Source organism: Methanolobus mangrovi (genome assembly GCF_031312535.1).
Taxonomy (GTDB): domain Archaea; phylum Halobacteriota; class Methanosarcinia; order Methanosarcinales; family Methanosarcinaceae; genus Methanolobus; species Methanolobus mangrovi.
In genome coordinates this window covers 976,847-991,997 of sequence record NZ_CP133594.1, presented here as the reverse complement: position 1 = coordinate 991,997, position 15,151 = coordinate 976,847, and the positions used below count along the sequence as shown (strand labels likewise).

The window sequence follows — 15,151 nt, the reverse complement described above, 5'->3', positions numbered from 1 at the left end:
TATGTTTGATTCTTGAAATTAATATTAGATTGTTACAATGCCAACTTATATTTAGTTAAAAAATTACAATATAAATTAAATGCTTAGAAAATTGGAAAGATATATCACAATTCTTAAAGTTTTCACAAAATACAATTTATTCTCCCTGATCTACAAGGACATACATCGGGATCATATATCATTTAAAAAATGTACCTGTTCCTATGATTTGGATAATCGTAGCAATGCTATTAAACTAAGGCTTGCTTTTGAAGAGCTAGGGCCTTGTTTTGTAAAGTTAGGACAAACGCTAAGTAAGCGTTCTGATCTGCTCCCACCTACCTACGTCACTGAACTGGAGAAATTACAGGATAGAGTTATGGCTCTTGATTTTGATGAAATGCGTGCTTCTTTCAGCACAGAATGTATTTGTGAAATATCAGAATGCCAGCATGAACATAACCCTACTTGCTATCATTGTAATGACATGCTGGATATTTTCGATGAATTTGACACAAAACCTATTGCAAGCGCATCTATCGGGCAGGTATACCGCGGAGTTCTGAACGGAAAGGATGTTGCTGTTAAAATAGCTCGTCCAAACCTCATTGATACAATCAACCTGGACCTTTCCATTTTAGATGATATGAAACCTATTCTTGTTAAGATCCTTGGATTGGGATCAAATTTCAACATTGACGCTTTCCTGCGAGAATTCAGGGAAATGTTACATCGGGAACTTGATTATAGGTATGAAGCCGTAAATATGAAACGCTTACGTGAGAACTTCAAAGATGTAAACAACGTGATAATTCCTGATTCATACATGGATTATAATCGTGAGAACATTCTTGTTATGGATTATGTGGAAGGCACTTCTGTAAAGAATCTAACTGGAGTTGACCAAAGGACAAGAGCAGAATATGCAAGAATAATATCTTCCAGCTATTTGAAACAGGTGTACCTTGACGGTTTCTACCATGCTGATCCACATGGTGGTAACATAATAGTAAAAGATGGTACTGTTGCTTTCATAGATCTTGGTGCTGTAGGGACTGTTGACGATGATCTGAAGCGGAATATGATGAATTTCTTTTATGCCATATACAAACAAAATACGGATATGGCGACTGAAATGCTCCTGAAGATCGCAGATACTGATGAAGAGGATGTTGATATCCGAGGACTGAAAAGAGACATGGATGACCTGATAGCTGATCAGCATTATGGAGCAGGTGGTCGAAAAAGTGATAGCTATGCTATACTTGCTTTGAAATATGACCTGTCCCTGCCTGCAGAATTCTCAACACTCGAACGTGCAGTCCTGCTTATAGAAGGAGTCAGTCTCCAGTTAGATCCGAATTACAATATAATGTCCGATGCAGAAGAACTTATCAGCAAAGTTCTCAGAGAAAGATATTCTCCCAAGAAAGCAGTGGAAGGAATTCAGTTCGAAGCTGATGAATATCTGACCATTATAAAGGAAATACCTAAAGGGTTTGCAGATGTGGTGAAGACAATAAGAGGATACAGGATAGAGAAATTAGAACGCAAGAGCAACATTATCCAAAAATACGGACCCATAAAAGACCTATCTAAAACGTTGTTCCTGCTGGTCCTGCTAAGTCTCTCTGCATATTTGATGATAAGGGGAGAGGGAATTATCTCTATGATAGGAATTACCGCTTTTATCGTTGGAGCCCTAACAGGAGTATATTCCATACTACGCTCCTGATGATTGTAAAATTACTAGAATAATTTTACCAGATCTTCAATATCCAGCTTAAAATCAAATTCTTTTAGCTTAAAGAACTTCTTTGCCCGATTATCATCATCTTCAAGTCTCAGGTCACTCTCAACAAAGCCTGCGTTCTCAAGACGTTTTAGGTGTAGCTGTATCACCTGTCTGGACAGATTCAGATCTTTGGATAACTCGTACACATATCTTTCATTCTCAGAGAGCAAATACAACAGTTTCAATCGTACAGGATGCGAAATTGCTTCCCCTATCTTTGTGATCTGTTGAAGTGTCATTGTCATCTATAATCCTTCTTTTCTAGAGCTGAACCTATTAGAGTCTTAGAGATTTAAATCTCATCTAGTTTCTCTTTGATATCAGCTACCATCTTTTTTATGTCTTCTGCATTCTTTTCAACCTTTGTAAGACGTTCACTATTTACTGAACCAACATTATCTGATCTGTTCAGTAGAGTTACTGCTATCCAGACTACTAGGAGGATAAGTAATATGTTCAAAAGCAAACCCCATACGGAGCCGTATGTTCCATACATGAAGCTATCCATCATATAAATATCACCTTTTAAATTGGTTTATTTTAAAATAAGTAAATGGAGAATGGGATTAATTATAGGCCGATGCTAAACATTTAATGGACTATGTTAGCCATGTCAAGAGTTTCATTATGAGGTAGGCAGTTACGAATATAATGATTCCCATAGTCAGGTACAGGAATATGTTCCTGTATACTACCTCTTTTTCAGATCCTGCCTTAATCCCAAATCCACCACAACAGCTACCTTTCCCACAAGAATTACATTCCACATTTTCTTTTTCGTTCTTGTCTGGCATATTGTTCAGAACAGGAATTATGTTTTTCTCTGTCATTTTGTTCTATCCTTGCAATTGATTTAACTTATCAGACCTTATGTGAGTTTTTACTCAAGTTTCTGAAGAATCTTATCCAGCTTCTCTTTGTTCTCTTCCTGAGATCTTTCAATTCTTGAGATCCTTGAATCATAGTCATCTCTGCCATTTCTTCCAAAGCCTGAAGAAGCAGCCCAGATTATTGCTATGATGATAAGTATAAAAAATATCATACCGAATCCTCCGAAAAGTCCATAGCTGCCATAGCCTCCGTACATCATGATATTACCTTGTTTTTCTAAATAGATCTATGTGCATGGCTTAGTAGCCATACATCATACCTGTACCCATTCCACCTCTGTAATTACGACTGGAGGTTCCAGACTGGTAATTTCTGGCGTATGTGTTGGAGTAAGTGTTGAAATCCTGAACGACTTCACCTGTGAATGAATCAATACGTCCCTGTTTTATTGCACCATCAGCGTCTGTGTAATAAACGACCCACCACCTACTCATCTGGTAAATGTTGTCCATTGACACATCTGCGCTTATCTTAGTCTTTGCAATATCATAAGCATCTTCTACGGTTGGGACAGCAATTTCCTGTGTTGTATCTGCATATGCATAGCTGGATCCATAGCCACCCCAGCATGCGCCAGGTCCATAGCCATAGCTTCCCATATGGTCAGCCATCCAGTTGTACATCGGACCGTACCAAGCATTGGCATTTTCATTTGTTTCTGCGTTTACAGCCCCCATTCCACTGACAAGTAGAATGAGTGCTCCAATAGCAAGCAGCATTGTTGTTCTTTTCATGTTTTTCACCATTATCATCTCATAGCTACACATGACTTATTGTTTTGCATATGTAGTCTATATACTACACATGTACGTAATATGTTATATAGGTTACGAACAAACAGGTAATTCACAAAAAAATATGAACTTTAAGTTGCTTTGATTAGATTTTATTATTCAGAGTAGATAAAGAGATTCTTTGAGGCAAAAAAAGAAAGTAAAGGTCCTCTGCCTTTGTAGAACACAAGCATATCAAAGGGTCTTTAAATACTCTATCAAATCATCAACGTCTTCGTTCGACATATCCCATCTAGGCATTGAGTTATCAAGCTCTTCGCCAGAAGGGTCCTTGCCTTCCCTTATTGCAACTTTTATAGTTTTGTCAGTATATGGGGGATGCTCTTCATGCTCATCTTCAGAGGTTAAAGCTTCATAGGTTATATCAGGAGGAATAACATTGCTCATCATAATAGGAACTCCGCCTTTACCATCTACTCCATGACAACTAACGCAGCTGCCTCCGTGAACATATAACCATGGCATGCCATCTCTGATAGATATTTGTTGTCCGCTTTCATTAAAACCAGTATAATAGATCATCTCTCCATTAGATGAAAATTCCGTAATTATGTTAGAACTTACGGAGGGATCATATTGTTCTGGATACATGTACCCTGGTTCATGCCACCCATAGGTTTGACCAGGCATATTGTAGTTGTCATTCATATGATTCACGCAGCCTGAAACCACCAATGATATTCCAACTAGAAAGAATATGATAAAAGTTGCTTTTGTCACATTTATACCCCCTATGTGATTTGAGGTTGCTGATTAAAGTAATTTGCTACTAATTGAACCATTCCATAACGACTGTATAACAAGTGAAATCCCAACAAAAGAAACTTGCCAGGATACAGCTACCTGTATATGGTATCCAGAACAACAATCCTTCCATCTCAAAACACTAGCTTCTAATTTGCCAATTCAGAAATCAAGAGAGGCATATCAATCAACTAAACTCGTTGATTGGTCGCCTCTCTAAAAAAGAAAAGTATTATTCTCTCTTAAAGCACAGTTCAATATGTTCTTTTGATTCAGGTTTTGTCATGAGGCTCACTACTATGGCAACAATAATGGCCAGTGGTGTAGCTACCAGTATTGGGTCTACAACAGTCCATGTACCTGTAAGCAATGTTACCTTACCAAACAGTGCCTGGCTTATGCCCAATGCGCTTGCTTCCTTTGCGTGAACGAATGTAAGCCAGAACAGGCTGGCGAAAGTACCCACAAGAAGGCTTGCAGTCGCTCCCTGTCTTGTCATGCGTTTCCAGAAGATCGCTCCTGTGTACATTGGAAGGAAAGCTGCTGCACAGAGTCCGAAGAATATCGCTGTTGCACGTGCAATAATTCCTGGTGGGAGAATATATGCAAGTATTACACTGATCATGATGGTCGTTGCAATGCCTGCTCTTGTGACATTTATTGTCTTTGCGATCTTTCCCTTCATAATACCCTCACGGTAGAAATCATGTCCGAATGCAGTACCCATAGCATGGAACTGGGAACTCAGTGTTGACATGGCTGCTGCCAGAAGGGTGAGCAGGAAGAACACAACAAAATAATCAGGCATTGCACTGTTGATATATTCCGGGATTATCTTATCGATGTTACCGCCTGCAACATCAAGGGATATCATTCCCTGTGTATTGAAGAAATATACATTTGATAATGCACCCACGATATAGGCAACTCCTGCCATCATAAAGATAAAAGGACCACCTGAAAGAACAGCTCTTTTAAGTGAACGGGTGCTCTCCACAGTCATAAAACGTACGGCAAGTTGCGGTTGTGCAAGTACACCGATGCCCACTCCAAGTATAATGGTTGATACAAGTGTCCACCATGTAGGTGAGTTAAAGGCTGGCATCGAGGTCCATCCGGTATGTCCGACGGCTGCAAGATTATCTGGGACGAGATATGCCATATTTGTGAGTGCCTGGTGTGCTTCAACAACACCTCCAAGTTTTGCATATGTAAGTACAAGCAGTATGGCCATTCCAATGAACATCAATACACCCTGAAGAGCATCTGTGTACATAACTGCAATAAGTCCGCCTGTTATAACATAAGCTGCAACGATTATGGCAAGCATGAGAACAGCGGTATTGTATTCAATACCAAGGACAGTTTCCATGAAACGTGCTCCTCCTATCAGGACACTGCCTGCATAGAGTGGCATGAATATGGTAATAAGAGCACCTGAAAATCCCTGTATGAATCTTGACTGGAACCTTCTTCCTATAAGTTCGGGAAATGTAACAGCCTTAAGGTTGAATCCCATACGCCTTGTCCTTGAACCGAATATGACAAAAGCGATGAAGATGCCGACAACTATGTTCATGGCAACAAGCCACAGGATTCCCATACCAAATGCAGCGGCATATCCTCCGAATCCTATTATCGCAGAGGTACTGATGAATGCGGCTCCATAGGAGAAAGCAAGTACGAAAGGATTGACTTTCCTTCCGGCCAGCATGTAGTCGTCAGTGTCCTTTGTCTGTTTGTAACCAAGCCATCCAAAGTAGAAAACCACCATCATGTAGGCTAGTACAGATATTCCAAGAATGGGTGTACTGACAGCCATCAGTTATCATCCTCTTTATCGTTCCAGTGTATCAGGCCATAGATTATACATCCTATGGCACTTACGAAACATAATATATAGGCGATCCATATTTGTGGATCTGTTATTCCTAGCATTTTTGTGTCTCCAATAAATAGCAACGTAATCACTTGCCATGTTACGTACTTTAACTTTTCGATATTATGGAGGAATTAGCTGCCTTTTTCAGCTGGCATAAGTTATAAATAAAAAAGGTCCATAGTAAATTTAGTGTTAAAAACCATGTGTGTTTGTAACACTAAAGTGCAATCAAGGAAAAACAAACTCTCCAGATGGTTTACCTCTTGATGGAAAAGAATATTGCACATCTGTTTTTATTGCGGGTGTGGTGCACCCGCTCCTCCCTTGTTTCTTTTTACTTCAACATTGCCTGTACGAAAACGGCCCTGCTTATCTGTTCGGTCTCAACGGAAAAACCTGCATTCTCAAACTGATCTACCCAGTCCTGTATTCTCCTTTCAGTTCCATGATTATGGTCCAGAGGCTCAACTGCCAGGACCTTTCCACCTGTAGCAAGCACTCTTTTAACTTCGGAAAGAGCCTTTGGTATGTCGTCAAGGTGATGAAGCATGAAGAAGCAGGTTATAGTTTCAAAATCTCCCTTCTCAAATGGAAGTTCGTAGACGCTTGCAGCTTTGAAAGATGCATTTGTCACATCGTAGGCAGCAGCATTTAACTGGCATTGCTCCATAGTTTCTTCCATCAGGTCGATTCCCATGACCTGTGACAGGGGATTCATCCTTGCCATTTGTAGCGTAATGCTGCCAACACCACACCCTACATCAAGTATTGTCTTTCCGGTTGCCTGGGGAAGTGCCACATCCATTGTCTGCTTCTTGAGTATTTCCATCTCAGCAACAGGGAAATCTGCTTCATAATTGTCAAAAGAGGTGTAAGGGACAATGCCGTAAATGGAAGACTCGTTTATGGCAAAGAGACCTTTGAAATATATCTTGTTCTCATTCACTTTTATAAGCTCAACAACTGAAACGCTTGCATCCCTGCAGAACCTTCTGTTCCATTCTTTTCTTTTCTCAGGGAACTCCATTTTCAGGGGGTCATGGATCACTATGTAATGTGAATAGTCTTCATAGAGGTATGCTTCTGCATCTGTTTCATCCAGTTCCACAACACTTACGCTCTCTTTCCAGAGTGCAAGAAGCTGCATGGTCTTTTCATCTGCAAAATTTGATACCTTTCCAATGGGTTTGAATGACATATGCTTCAATTGTGTTTTTTAGATATACTTTTAGTGGTATTCCGAAAGTGCATATTCCTGAAATATACATCCAAAGCGTTTCAAAAAGATTTGAAACCATAACCTATAAATAGCATTTCAACATATTTTGAAACAATGACCTCTTATCTCGTAGACCTGGCTTATGTTGGTATTGCATCACTTCAGGAGTATCTTGCATTGCATGTACTCTTGTGCCTTATACCTGCCTTTTTCCTGGCAGGAGCTATAGCATCGCTCTTTTCCAAAGAGTCGGTCCTGAAATACTTCGGGGCTGATGCACCTAAATATGTTTCCTACACAGTAGCAGCCGTTTCCGGGTGTCTGCTCGCTGTGTGCAGCTGTACCGTTCTACCTCTATTTGCAGGAATCTATAAAAGAGGTGCGGGAATTGGTCCGGCAACCACCTTCCTGTTCTCGGCGCCTGCTATCAATATTCTTGCCATAGTTTATACCGCTAAGATACTGGGCTATGACCTTGGAGTTGCAAGGGCAGTTATAGCAATTCTCCTTTCAGTGTTTATCGGTATTATGATGGCATTCATATATGAGAAATATAACGGCGAAAGAAAGAGCATCAAGACATTCGGTGAAGAGAAACACGCTCACACAGTCTGGCTTTTCCTGCTGCTTCTGGCAATACTTGTGACACCTGAGATACTGCCTACATGGAATCCAATGCTATTTGTGGAAATTCCACTGATACTTATTACCATATACGTCTCTCTCAAATGGTTCTCTAAGGATGAGCTTGAAAGCTGGATGACTGAGACCTGGTTCCTCGTAAAGCAGATAACTCCCCTTCTGCTGATAGGAGTGTTCTTTGCCGGTATCATGGTTGAACTCCTCCCTGCAGAATATGTCGTTAAATATGTAGGAGGCAACACTTTTATGTCATACATAATTGCATCTGTTGCTGCAGCACTCATGTATTTCTCAACATTGACAGAGGTTCCTATAATAAGTGCACTCACACTTCTTGGTATGGGTAAGGGTCCTGCACTATCCATGCTGCTGGCAGGTCCGGCTCTGAGTCTGCCTAATATGATCGTGATAAGCAGGATCATGGGTGTCCAGAAAGGCCTGACATACATTTCACTTGTCGTTGTGATTGCCACGATATCAGGATATGTGTTTGGAACGTACCTGATATAATGCATAATATATCTAGGAAACAAGGACAAGTTCAGAAGGAAGAGTTTGGTAAAATTCTGGTAAAAATCTTGGTGAAAAAATGCGAATACTACTGATATCAGATATCCATGGCAATAAAGAAGCTCTGGATGCAGTGCTGGATATTCCTCATGATAAGGTCATCTGCCTTGGTGACCTTGCTGATTATGGTCCCTCTCCATCAGACTGTATAGACCTTATCATGCAACAGGGGATCGAAACAGTTCTAGGTAATCATGATGCAGCCGTGGGTTCCGGAATAGAATGCGGATGTGGGTATAAGTACAAACATCTTTCAGTTGCTACCAGGGATTATACAAGGGAAGTGATAACAGAAGAGCAAATGGAATTCCTTCGCCAGCTTCCTTTCAGCATTCAGAAAGAGATAGATGGTCTGAGGCTTTATTTCACACATGGAAGTCCGAGGTCCAATTATGAATACATGAAGCCGGAAATACCAGAATCTGAAATTGAGGAAATGGTATCTGAAATTGATGCAGATGTTCTGTTCATAGGTCATTCACACCATCCATTTATCAGGAAATTCCAGAATATGCTTATAATAAATCCGGGGTCGACAGGTCAGCCCAGGGATGGTGACTGGCGTGCCAGTTGTGTGGTGTTTGATACTTCCAGTTCAGAAGCTGAGATCATACGCTGTGATTATGATATGGATACAACATGTAAAAAAATAAAGGAAAACATGCCCAACTCTGATGAACTGATAACAATATTAAAGAGAGGGTACTGACATTCCCTTTAATTAATTAGGAAGTGTTGACTAAATGGTACTTATCACTGTTCACGATGACAAATGTACTGGTTGTGGTTCATGTGTGGATGCATGTCAGAATGATGTACTTGAACTGAAGGACGGGATATGTTTCCCTGCAAGGATGAGTTCGTGCAAATACTGTATTAATTGCGTGAGATCCTGCGAATTTTATGCTATAAAAGTGTTTATTTAAATTAAAGAGATGAAAATATGAAAATAGAGATATTAGGTGCCGGTTGCCCAAAGTGCAACAAAGCTAAGAATTCAGTTGAAAAAGCAGTTGAGCAAACTGGTGTCGATGCTGAGATAGTAAAGGTGGAAGATATGGACAGCATACTGGCATATGGCGTCTTGATTACGCCCGCTGTTGTTGTTGACGGTGATGTAAAGATCGCTGGCAGAGTACCAAAGGTCGAAGAGGTTATCGAATGGATAACAAAGTAATACCTATGTCCGGGAATGTAAAATGTTCATGTGGCTCTGATATTGTGGGAATATTCCCATGTGCCGGTGCATCCAATGTTGGTCAGTTAAGCAATGCTGTTGCAATCGAATTACACAAGCAGGGCGTGGGCAACATGATGTGTACTGTAGGTATCGGTGGTAAGAGGCCTGGCCTGCTTAAATCTGCGGAAGGCTGTGAGTCTATAATAGTAATAGACGGATGCCCTGTGAACTGTGCTAAAGCAACTATGGAAGAAGCAGGTATTCCAATTGGAAAACACATCCTTCTGACGGATCTTGATATAAAAAAGAACAAGAATCTTGACCTTGATCCCTCACAGGTTAAGGAAGTCCTGTCAAAGGTCTCAGAGCTGCTCTGAGACATTAATTCTTTTCTGAATCCTGAAACAAATGCCAGGATTCATATTTCTATTATCTCTACACCAATTTCGGGGTCAAGGATTGCCACCGTTCGTTTTCCTGTGAGTACTCCGGCAGTCTCACCCGGATTTATAAGCAGTGTTTCATTTGTTTCAGTGACACCTGCATGATGCGTGTGTCCCCTGACAACTATATCAAAGTCTCCTGATTCTGCCAAAGCGTTTACCGGTGGTTCGTATATTCCATGAAGGAGTGCAATGCGCTTTCCTTCAATCTCCAGGTCACCGAAATCGCCACAACACTGTGCACCGCTCTCATCAAATTTCTGTTTGAGAAGTAATCTGTCACCATCATTGTTCCCGAATACAAAGTACATATCCGCATCCAGTTTGCTGAAAGCTGCTGCCGTAAACGGTGATATGATATCTCCGGCATGCAGTACAGTCCTTACCTTTTTCTTATTGAACAATTCCACAGCAGTCCTGATCGCATCCATATTATCGTGTGAGTCAGCCATTATTCCTATCATTTTTCCACTTCTCCTCTTTAAAGAAGGTGTGGACAGGATTTATTCTTTTTCAGTATTTTGCATCGGTTACTCTAAATGAGTTTGCCACGTCTTAAAAATAAAATAATGAGCATGGAAGTACAAAAAAGCAAAGAGCTGTTCTGTGCAAGCTTTGCGGAACTTGTTTCAGTTGAACCGGAAACAGAGTTATCTATACTGATGCTGTTCTCTTCTTCCTGGTCTGTAATTTTGCTGTCAGATTCTTCATTTAATAACACTTCATCTTCCATAATATAAGATGGCGCTTCTGCAGTGATAGCAAACGGTGAGAATCCAGGAGTCTTTGCTTCAAAAATGATAAAATCCTCATTTTCTCCTTTTATTTCGGTGTCAAGAGTTTCCCACTTTCCGGCATGGTATCTTTTCAGGTGTATGTTCTCTGGATCTACATCATTGACTGTGATCCAGTTTTTAAGAACAACAAAAGATATTCTCATATCATCCATATTGGTTCCAGTGGCATAGCCTGCTTTTCCGATCCAGATATTCATGTTCCTGTAGATAAGTCCTTCCGGTTTTTCTGAAACGGTGGAAGATACATCTTTAAGTACCTCAATGGTGCTTGTTATGAAACCGGCATTTTTCAGCGACCTGTAATTGATTGAACTGATAGGGTTTGAGTTCTCATCAAAGGAATAAATGATATCGGTGTCTGCGATAATATAGATTTTTTTAACTTCTTTAAGGGCAATGTTATTGGCATCTTCGCCGGTATCTCCTCCTCCGCCACCGCCACCACCAGAGCTGGCAGTTGTTTCATCTATTGGAGAAGAGGGCGTATTTTCATTGATAGTGACCTGTGCGGTATGAGTAGTTACGGGAACGGACAAACCATCTGAATTGCTTAATATTACATTGGAAATATCGATGACACAATCTCCTTTTGTATCGGAAGCTATGAATGTAATGTGGGCAAAGGTCCCTTCTGTACTTATTTCGGCTTTGCCAAGGGTTACTGCAAAGAGCCCATTGACTCTTCCCTGAGAATCATCCACTGTTCCCCCAATGAAGATCGACATGGTCCCATCCTGCTTGAAGAAATCCCCTTCATTAACGCTGCTTACTGAAAGCATGTCCGGGTCATACAGTATGTCAAGTTGTGCACCGGCAATGGGAGTTTCCGGGTCTATATTTATGTATACATCAAATTCCTGGTTTGCACCTATGCTCTGGCTGGAGGGTGATATGCTAACAACAGATTCTGCTGACGTGGTTAGAATGCAAGCATAGATAAGTATTAACACAAAAAAAAGAAACATTATTTTTCTGTAAGAATCAGGGGAATATTTCATTCTGTTCATCCGCACACACCCAACAATCATTCAAAAATAGTATATGCTAATATATATTTATATTTTGTTATTTTAATCGCCCATACTTTACAGTAGTGGTGTTTAGATATTGACATGAAAAGATAGGCAAATCAAGTAGCTTGGTAATGTACCTTAGTCATCATCTACTGAATACGCATAATCAAAAAGCGGCTTTGCCATGTGTCCCCACCTTTGGGTCTTGCAGTTTAGCCAGTATTCACAATTAAACGTTGTTTCAAAATCTTCCTGTAGGAATTTCATAACAAAATCCTGAAGGAAAGTTTTCTTTCTCAGGAATGTTTCATTCTTATCAAGGAACCAGAGGAGAATTACAAGTGCAGTAGTATCTGATTCCTCTGAATTGTCGTCCCAGCAGAATTCTGTTTCTTCATAGACAATATTGTTCTTGTCCAGGATATCTAAAGAAAGAGGGGAACCAAAGAGGAATCCCTCCTTTGTTTCCCATACTCCTTTGATCTCAGGTCCCTGATTGTTGAGCACTTCCTGAGATTTGCCTGCTGGTCATCTATCAATGTATCAAGGGTCCTGTCTGCTATTGAACCAATGATTCCCACAGTTTGTCTCCTGAAATCACATTACTGCTCTGACATCTACTTTTGCCTTAAAATCTTCGAGAGTCATGTAAGAATCCAGATAATCCCTGATATCAGAGGTCTGTGCTGTTACTTCATAGAGTGGCTCGGTTCCATCGTACATCTCGATGATAACCTCATCAGTATCAGGTGCTGTCTCAGCTGCAATTCCCATGATATAGAACCATATAATGAGTGCATCGGTATCTGATTTCACTGGTGGCTGGTCATATTTGACAAGCACATGTTCTTCAGTTACTTCTACAATGGCATCATCGATTCCCTGGAATGCAAGGGATTCATAAATTGACATGCTTGCAGCCCTGTCAACATCATAACTGTCTGATACCATTGAATCCCATTCAGCACTAGATGAGCTGTCATCCTCCCCGCCTGAGAACAGGAGGAACAACAATACTATTCCTATAATTGCAATTGTTCTTTTCTTCATAGGTCGTATTCCTCCCCGTTATTGTAGATTATCGTAGGATTGCTACGCTTGACCACATGGCAGTTATCCCATTTCCATGGTTTCCAACTGCTTGCGGAGTCTTTAAGAGCAATATCACCAACAGGATTCTCGTCTTCATCCATTGGCACGTAATAGGTTCCACTTTTTGTTGTGACCTTCTTCCAGTGGTCCGGGCTGATCTCATGCTCTTTTCCATTTTCATCGGTATAAGGCAAAGAATAAGATGGTCCATCCTGGGTTGGTGTCATTTTTCCATAAGAATCCAGGAATGCGTTAGGTGTGGAAGTTCCAATCGGACCGTTTGTTATAACTCCCTGTCTTGCATCGCTGTTCTTTATAGCGTCATCAAGTTCAGGTATAACCATAACCACCTTTTCAACGACTTCTAATTCTGTTTTAATAATGCTACCAACTACGGGAATTTTATCAGCAACTTCCTGACCACTTTTTGCAAGGGCATACAGAGCTTTTGTAGATGTCCCTGAAGCTCCTTTCATTTCACTTAGCTTCTTTGTATCTTTGTAGGCACCTACATACTTGTCCACTTCTTCTTTCACACTGTTGATCTTGTCCATTTTCTCAAAGTTCTTTGCTATTTTTGAGTCTCCGTAACTATCCAAAAAGAAAGATGCTGCTTCGTGTCCGGTCTTCAACTTCTCCATGCTTTCCTTTCTGGTATTGTCCAGTGCATCAAGATACAGGTTCTCGCTGAGTTTTTCAGCAACCTTTTCCTTGCCTTCATACTCAGGTCCGCTTCCAACACTTACAGAGCTTCCGGCATCAAAGTTAAAATCATTTCCAAAAACATCTTTGATAATAGCTCTATTAGTCTCGGTATCTTGCTCTTCGCTTGTATCTATTTCATCAAGTTTATCTATGTCTTCGGAGCTCTCATCTCTTAGCATATCGATGATTATAGCCTGCTCCTGCATTGATTCTACGAATTCCTCAGGAAGAATATAATTCATCTGGATGTTCTGGAAATCTTCGATGTCCTGTTTTCCAATATCATCGACATCCATTTCCTTTTCATATTCGAGAAGTCCTTTTTCTAACAGATCATCATATAATGAAAACAGTTCATCTATCTCAGCAAGCTTGTCTTCGAGATTATCATCATCTGTGGAATCTTCATCATATTCTACCCCGTCATCCGTAACCGTCGGAATATCATCAGGGACAGTGTCCTGCAGGGAATCGCTTTCTATATCTCCAATTGAAGTTCCTATGGAAGCATCCTGTGTGACTGCATCTCCTGATACTCCGTTACCAATAGCACCACTTTCAAAGGATCGCTCTACAAGTGTATTATAGATGACCTCTGCTACTGGCCATATCTCAGAAAGAGGAACATCATAGCCATCTACAGTGACATAAACTCTGGTTCCATAAGGTGTTGGTGCATCAAACGTAATATCACTACTGATCAGCATGTCTGGATTTTCAGACATGATCATTCGTTCACTGATATCCCAGTAATCGGGATCTTTCATTTCAGGTTCCAGGATCAGTTCAGAATAGGCGACTGCGCCTGCATGTTCATCGTCGCCAACATACCAGTATCCGTCATCATTGAAACCGGGCTTGATATCTCTTATAGCTTCAACGACTTCATTATAGATTTCTGATTCAATGTATATTGTATTCACAGATACTGAAATAGCACCACTTGCTGCTGATTCCTCTACAAGTCTGATAAATATATTATCAGCTACCGGCTTAATCTCAGACAAATGAAGTTTATAGCCATCAATGGTCACATAAACCAGATCTCCTCCGGGAGTTGGAGCTGTGAATGAAGCATAACTTGTCGTGATATCAAATTGATCTGTCGTTTCTGCGGTCATTATAGTCATCGGATCATCTACATTCCAGTAATCCACGTTCTTCATCTCAGCCTCAAGATGACCATTTTCCCAGAAACCCACTACTCCTGAATGTTCTTCATCTCCGACATACCATACAAGATCTTCAGTTAAACCGGGTTTTACCTCTACCCCGGCTTCGTAGATTATCGTTCTTACTTCTTCATAGTTGTACTCTGCTGTAGTTACAGGTACAGACATCGAAACAACTATTAAAATACAAATAAATAATATATCCAACCTCATATAACTACAAAGTTAATATA

Annotated in this window: 20 protein-coding genes; 6 read left to right on the top strand and 14 right to left on the bottom strand. The window is 40.5% G+C overall.

The window, feature by feature from the left end:
- The first annotated feature begins 79 nt into the window (after nucleotides 1-79).
- Entirely contained in the window at nucleotides 80-1,714 is a 1,635-nt protein-coding gene (locus RE476_RS04765; RefSeq protein WP_309309261.1) for an ABC1 kinase family protein, read from the top strand.
- A 14-nt stretch (nucleotides 1,715-1,728) separates the two neighbouring features.
- Here RE476_RS04765 and RE476_RS04760 read toward each other — a convergent pair whose 3' ends face one another.
- The 9 genes from RE476_RS04760 to RE476_RS04725 form a co-directional block, all read right to left on the bottom strand.
- Complete coding sequence (locus RE476_RS04760; protein ID WP_309309260.1) at nucleotides 1,729-2,019, bottom strand: ArsR/SmtB family transcription factor; 291 nt, start codon at nucleotides 2,017-2,019, stop codon at nucleotides 1,729-1,731.
- A gap of 47 nt (nucleotides 2,020-2,066) precedes the next feature.
- A complete protein-coding gene (locus tag RE476_RS04755) occupies nucleotides 2,067-2,285 on the bottom strand; it encodes a hypothetical protein (RefSeq protein WP_309309259.1) in 219 nt (72 codons plus the stop codon).
- Nucleotides 2,286-2,373: 88 nt separating this feature from the next.
- Nucleotides 2,374-2,604, bottom strand: coding sequence for a hypothetical protein (locus RE476_RS04750; RefSeq protein ID WP_309309258.1), 231 nt, complete (start codon nucleotides 2,602-2,604; stop codon nucleotides 2,374-2,376).
- 50 nt (nucleotides 2,605-2,654) lie between these two features.
- Complete coding sequence (locus tag RE476_RS04745) at nucleotides 2,655-2,864, bottom strand: hypothetical protein (RefSeq protein WP_309309257.1); 210 nt, start codon at nucleotides 2,862-2,864, stop codon at nucleotides 2,655-2,657.
- Nucleotides 2,865-2,904: 40 nt separating this feature from the next.
- A complete protein-coding gene (locus RE476_RS04740; RefSeq protein WP_309309256.1) occupies nucleotides 2,905-3,399 on the bottom strand; it encodes a hypothetical protein in 495 nt (164 codons plus the stop codon).
- A 234-nt stretch (nucleotides 3,400-3,633) separates the two neighbouring features.
- Nucleotides 3,634-4,179, bottom strand: coding sequence for a c-type cytochrome (locus tag RE476_RS04735; protein ID WP_309309255.1), 546 nt, complete (start codon nucleotides 4,177-4,179; stop codon nucleotides 3,634-3,636).
- Nucleotides 4,180-4,435: 256 nt separating this feature from the next.
- Nucleotides 4,436-6,025 carry a sodium:solute symporter family protein gene (locus tag RE476_RS04730; RefSeq protein ID WP_309309254.1) on the bottom strand — a complete coding sequence of 530 codons (1,590 nt, stop codon included), beginning with the start codon at nucleotides 6,023-6,025 and terminating at the stop codon, nucleotides 4,436-4,438.
- Entirely contained in the window at nucleotides 6,025-6,141 is a 117-nt protein-coding gene (locus RE476_RS12900) for a symporter small accessory protein (protein ID WP_406600980.1), read from the bottom strand. Before RE476_RS12900 ends, RE476_RS04730 begins: the two co-directional genes overlap by 1 nt.
- Nucleotides 6,142-6,419: 278 nt before the next feature.
- Nucleotides 6,420-7,283: a class I SAM-dependent methyltransferase gene (locus RE476_RS04725; RefSeq protein WP_309309253.1), complete on the bottom strand. Its 864-nt coding sequence runs from the start codon at nucleotides 7,281-7,283 to the stop codon at nucleotides 6,420-6,422.
- Between the two features lie 135 nt (nucleotides 7,284-7,418).
- Here RE476_RS04725 and RE476_RS04720 point away from each other — a divergent pair, with 135 nt between their 5' ends.
- From RE476_RS04720 to RE476_RS04705, 5 genes are all read left to right on the top strand, one after another.
- Nucleotides 7,419-8,456, top strand: coding sequence for a permease (locus tag RE476_RS04720; protein WP_309309252.1), 1,038 nt, complete (start codon nucleotides 7,419-7,421; stop codon nucleotides 8,454-8,456).
- A 79-nt stretch (nucleotides 8,457-8,535) separates the two neighbouring features.
- Nucleotides 8,536-9,225, top strand: a complete 690-nt coding sequence (locus RE476_RS04715; protein ID WP_309309251.1) for a metallophosphoesterase family protein — start codon at nucleotides 8,536-8,538, stop codon at nucleotides 9,223-9,225.
- A gap of 34 nt (nucleotides 9,226-9,259) precedes the next feature.
- A complete protein-coding gene (locus RE476_RS12895) occupies nucleotides 9,260-9,442 on the top strand; it encodes a 4Fe-4S binding protein (protein ID WP_406600979.1) in 183 nt (60 codons plus the stop codon).
- Nucleotides 9,443-9,459: 17 nt separating this feature from the next.
- Nucleotides 9,460-9,693: a thioredoxin family protein gene (locus tag RE476_RS04710; protein ID WP_309309250.1), complete on the top strand. Its 234-nt coding sequence runs from the start codon at nucleotides 9,460-9,462 to the stop codon at nucleotides 9,691-9,693.
- Entirely contained in the window at nucleotides 9,678-10,073 is a 396-nt protein-coding gene (locus tag RE476_RS04705; RefSeq protein ID WP_309309249.1) for a putative zinc-binding protein, read from the top strand. Before RE476_RS04710 ends, RE476_RS04705 begins: the two co-directional genes overlap by 16 nt.
- Nucleotides 10,074-10,114: 41 nt before the next feature.
- Here the strand turns inward: RE476_RS04705 and RE476_RS04700 are convergent, their stop codons facing one another.
- The 5 genes from RE476_RS04700 to RE476_RS04680 all read right to left on the bottom strand — a co-directional run bounded on the left by RE476_RS04700 (nucleotide 10,115) and on the right by RE476_RS04680 (nucleotide 15,086).
- Entirely contained in the window at nucleotides 10,115-10,603 is a 489-nt protein-coding gene (locus tag RE476_RS04700) for a metallophosphoesterase (protein ID WP_309309248.1), read from the bottom strand.
- Nucleotides 10,604-10,674: 71 nt separating this feature from the next.
- Complete coding sequence (locus RE476_RS04695) at nucleotides 10,675-11,943, bottom strand: PGF-pre-PGF domain-containing protein (protein ID WP_309309247.1); 1,269 nt, start codon at nucleotides 11,941-11,943, stop codon at nucleotides 10,675-10,677.
- A 144-nt stretch (nucleotides 11,944-12,087) separates the two neighbouring features.
- Nucleotides 12,088-12,456: a hypothetical protein gene (locus RE476_RS04690; protein WP_309309246.1), complete on the bottom strand. Its 369-nt coding sequence runs from the start codon at nucleotides 12,454-12,456 to the stop codon at nucleotides 12,088-12,090.
- A 90-nt stretch (nucleotides 12,457-12,546) separates the two neighbouring features.
- Nucleotides 12,547-12,999 carry a hypothetical protein gene (locus RE476_RS04685; protein WP_309309245.1) on the bottom strand — a complete coding sequence of 151 codons (453 nt, stop codon included), beginning with the start codon at nucleotides 12,997-12,999 and terminating at the stop codon, nucleotides 12,547-12,549.
- Nucleotides 12,996-15,086, bottom strand: coding sequence for a hypothetical protein (locus tag RE476_RS04680; protein ID WP_309309244.1), 2,091 nt, complete (start codon nucleotides 15,084-15,086; stop codon nucleotides 12,996-12,998). The genes RE476_RS04685 and RE476_RS04680 overlap by 4 nt, the downstream gene beginning before the upstream one ends.
- Nucleotides 15,087-15,151 lie beyond the last annotated feature (65 nt).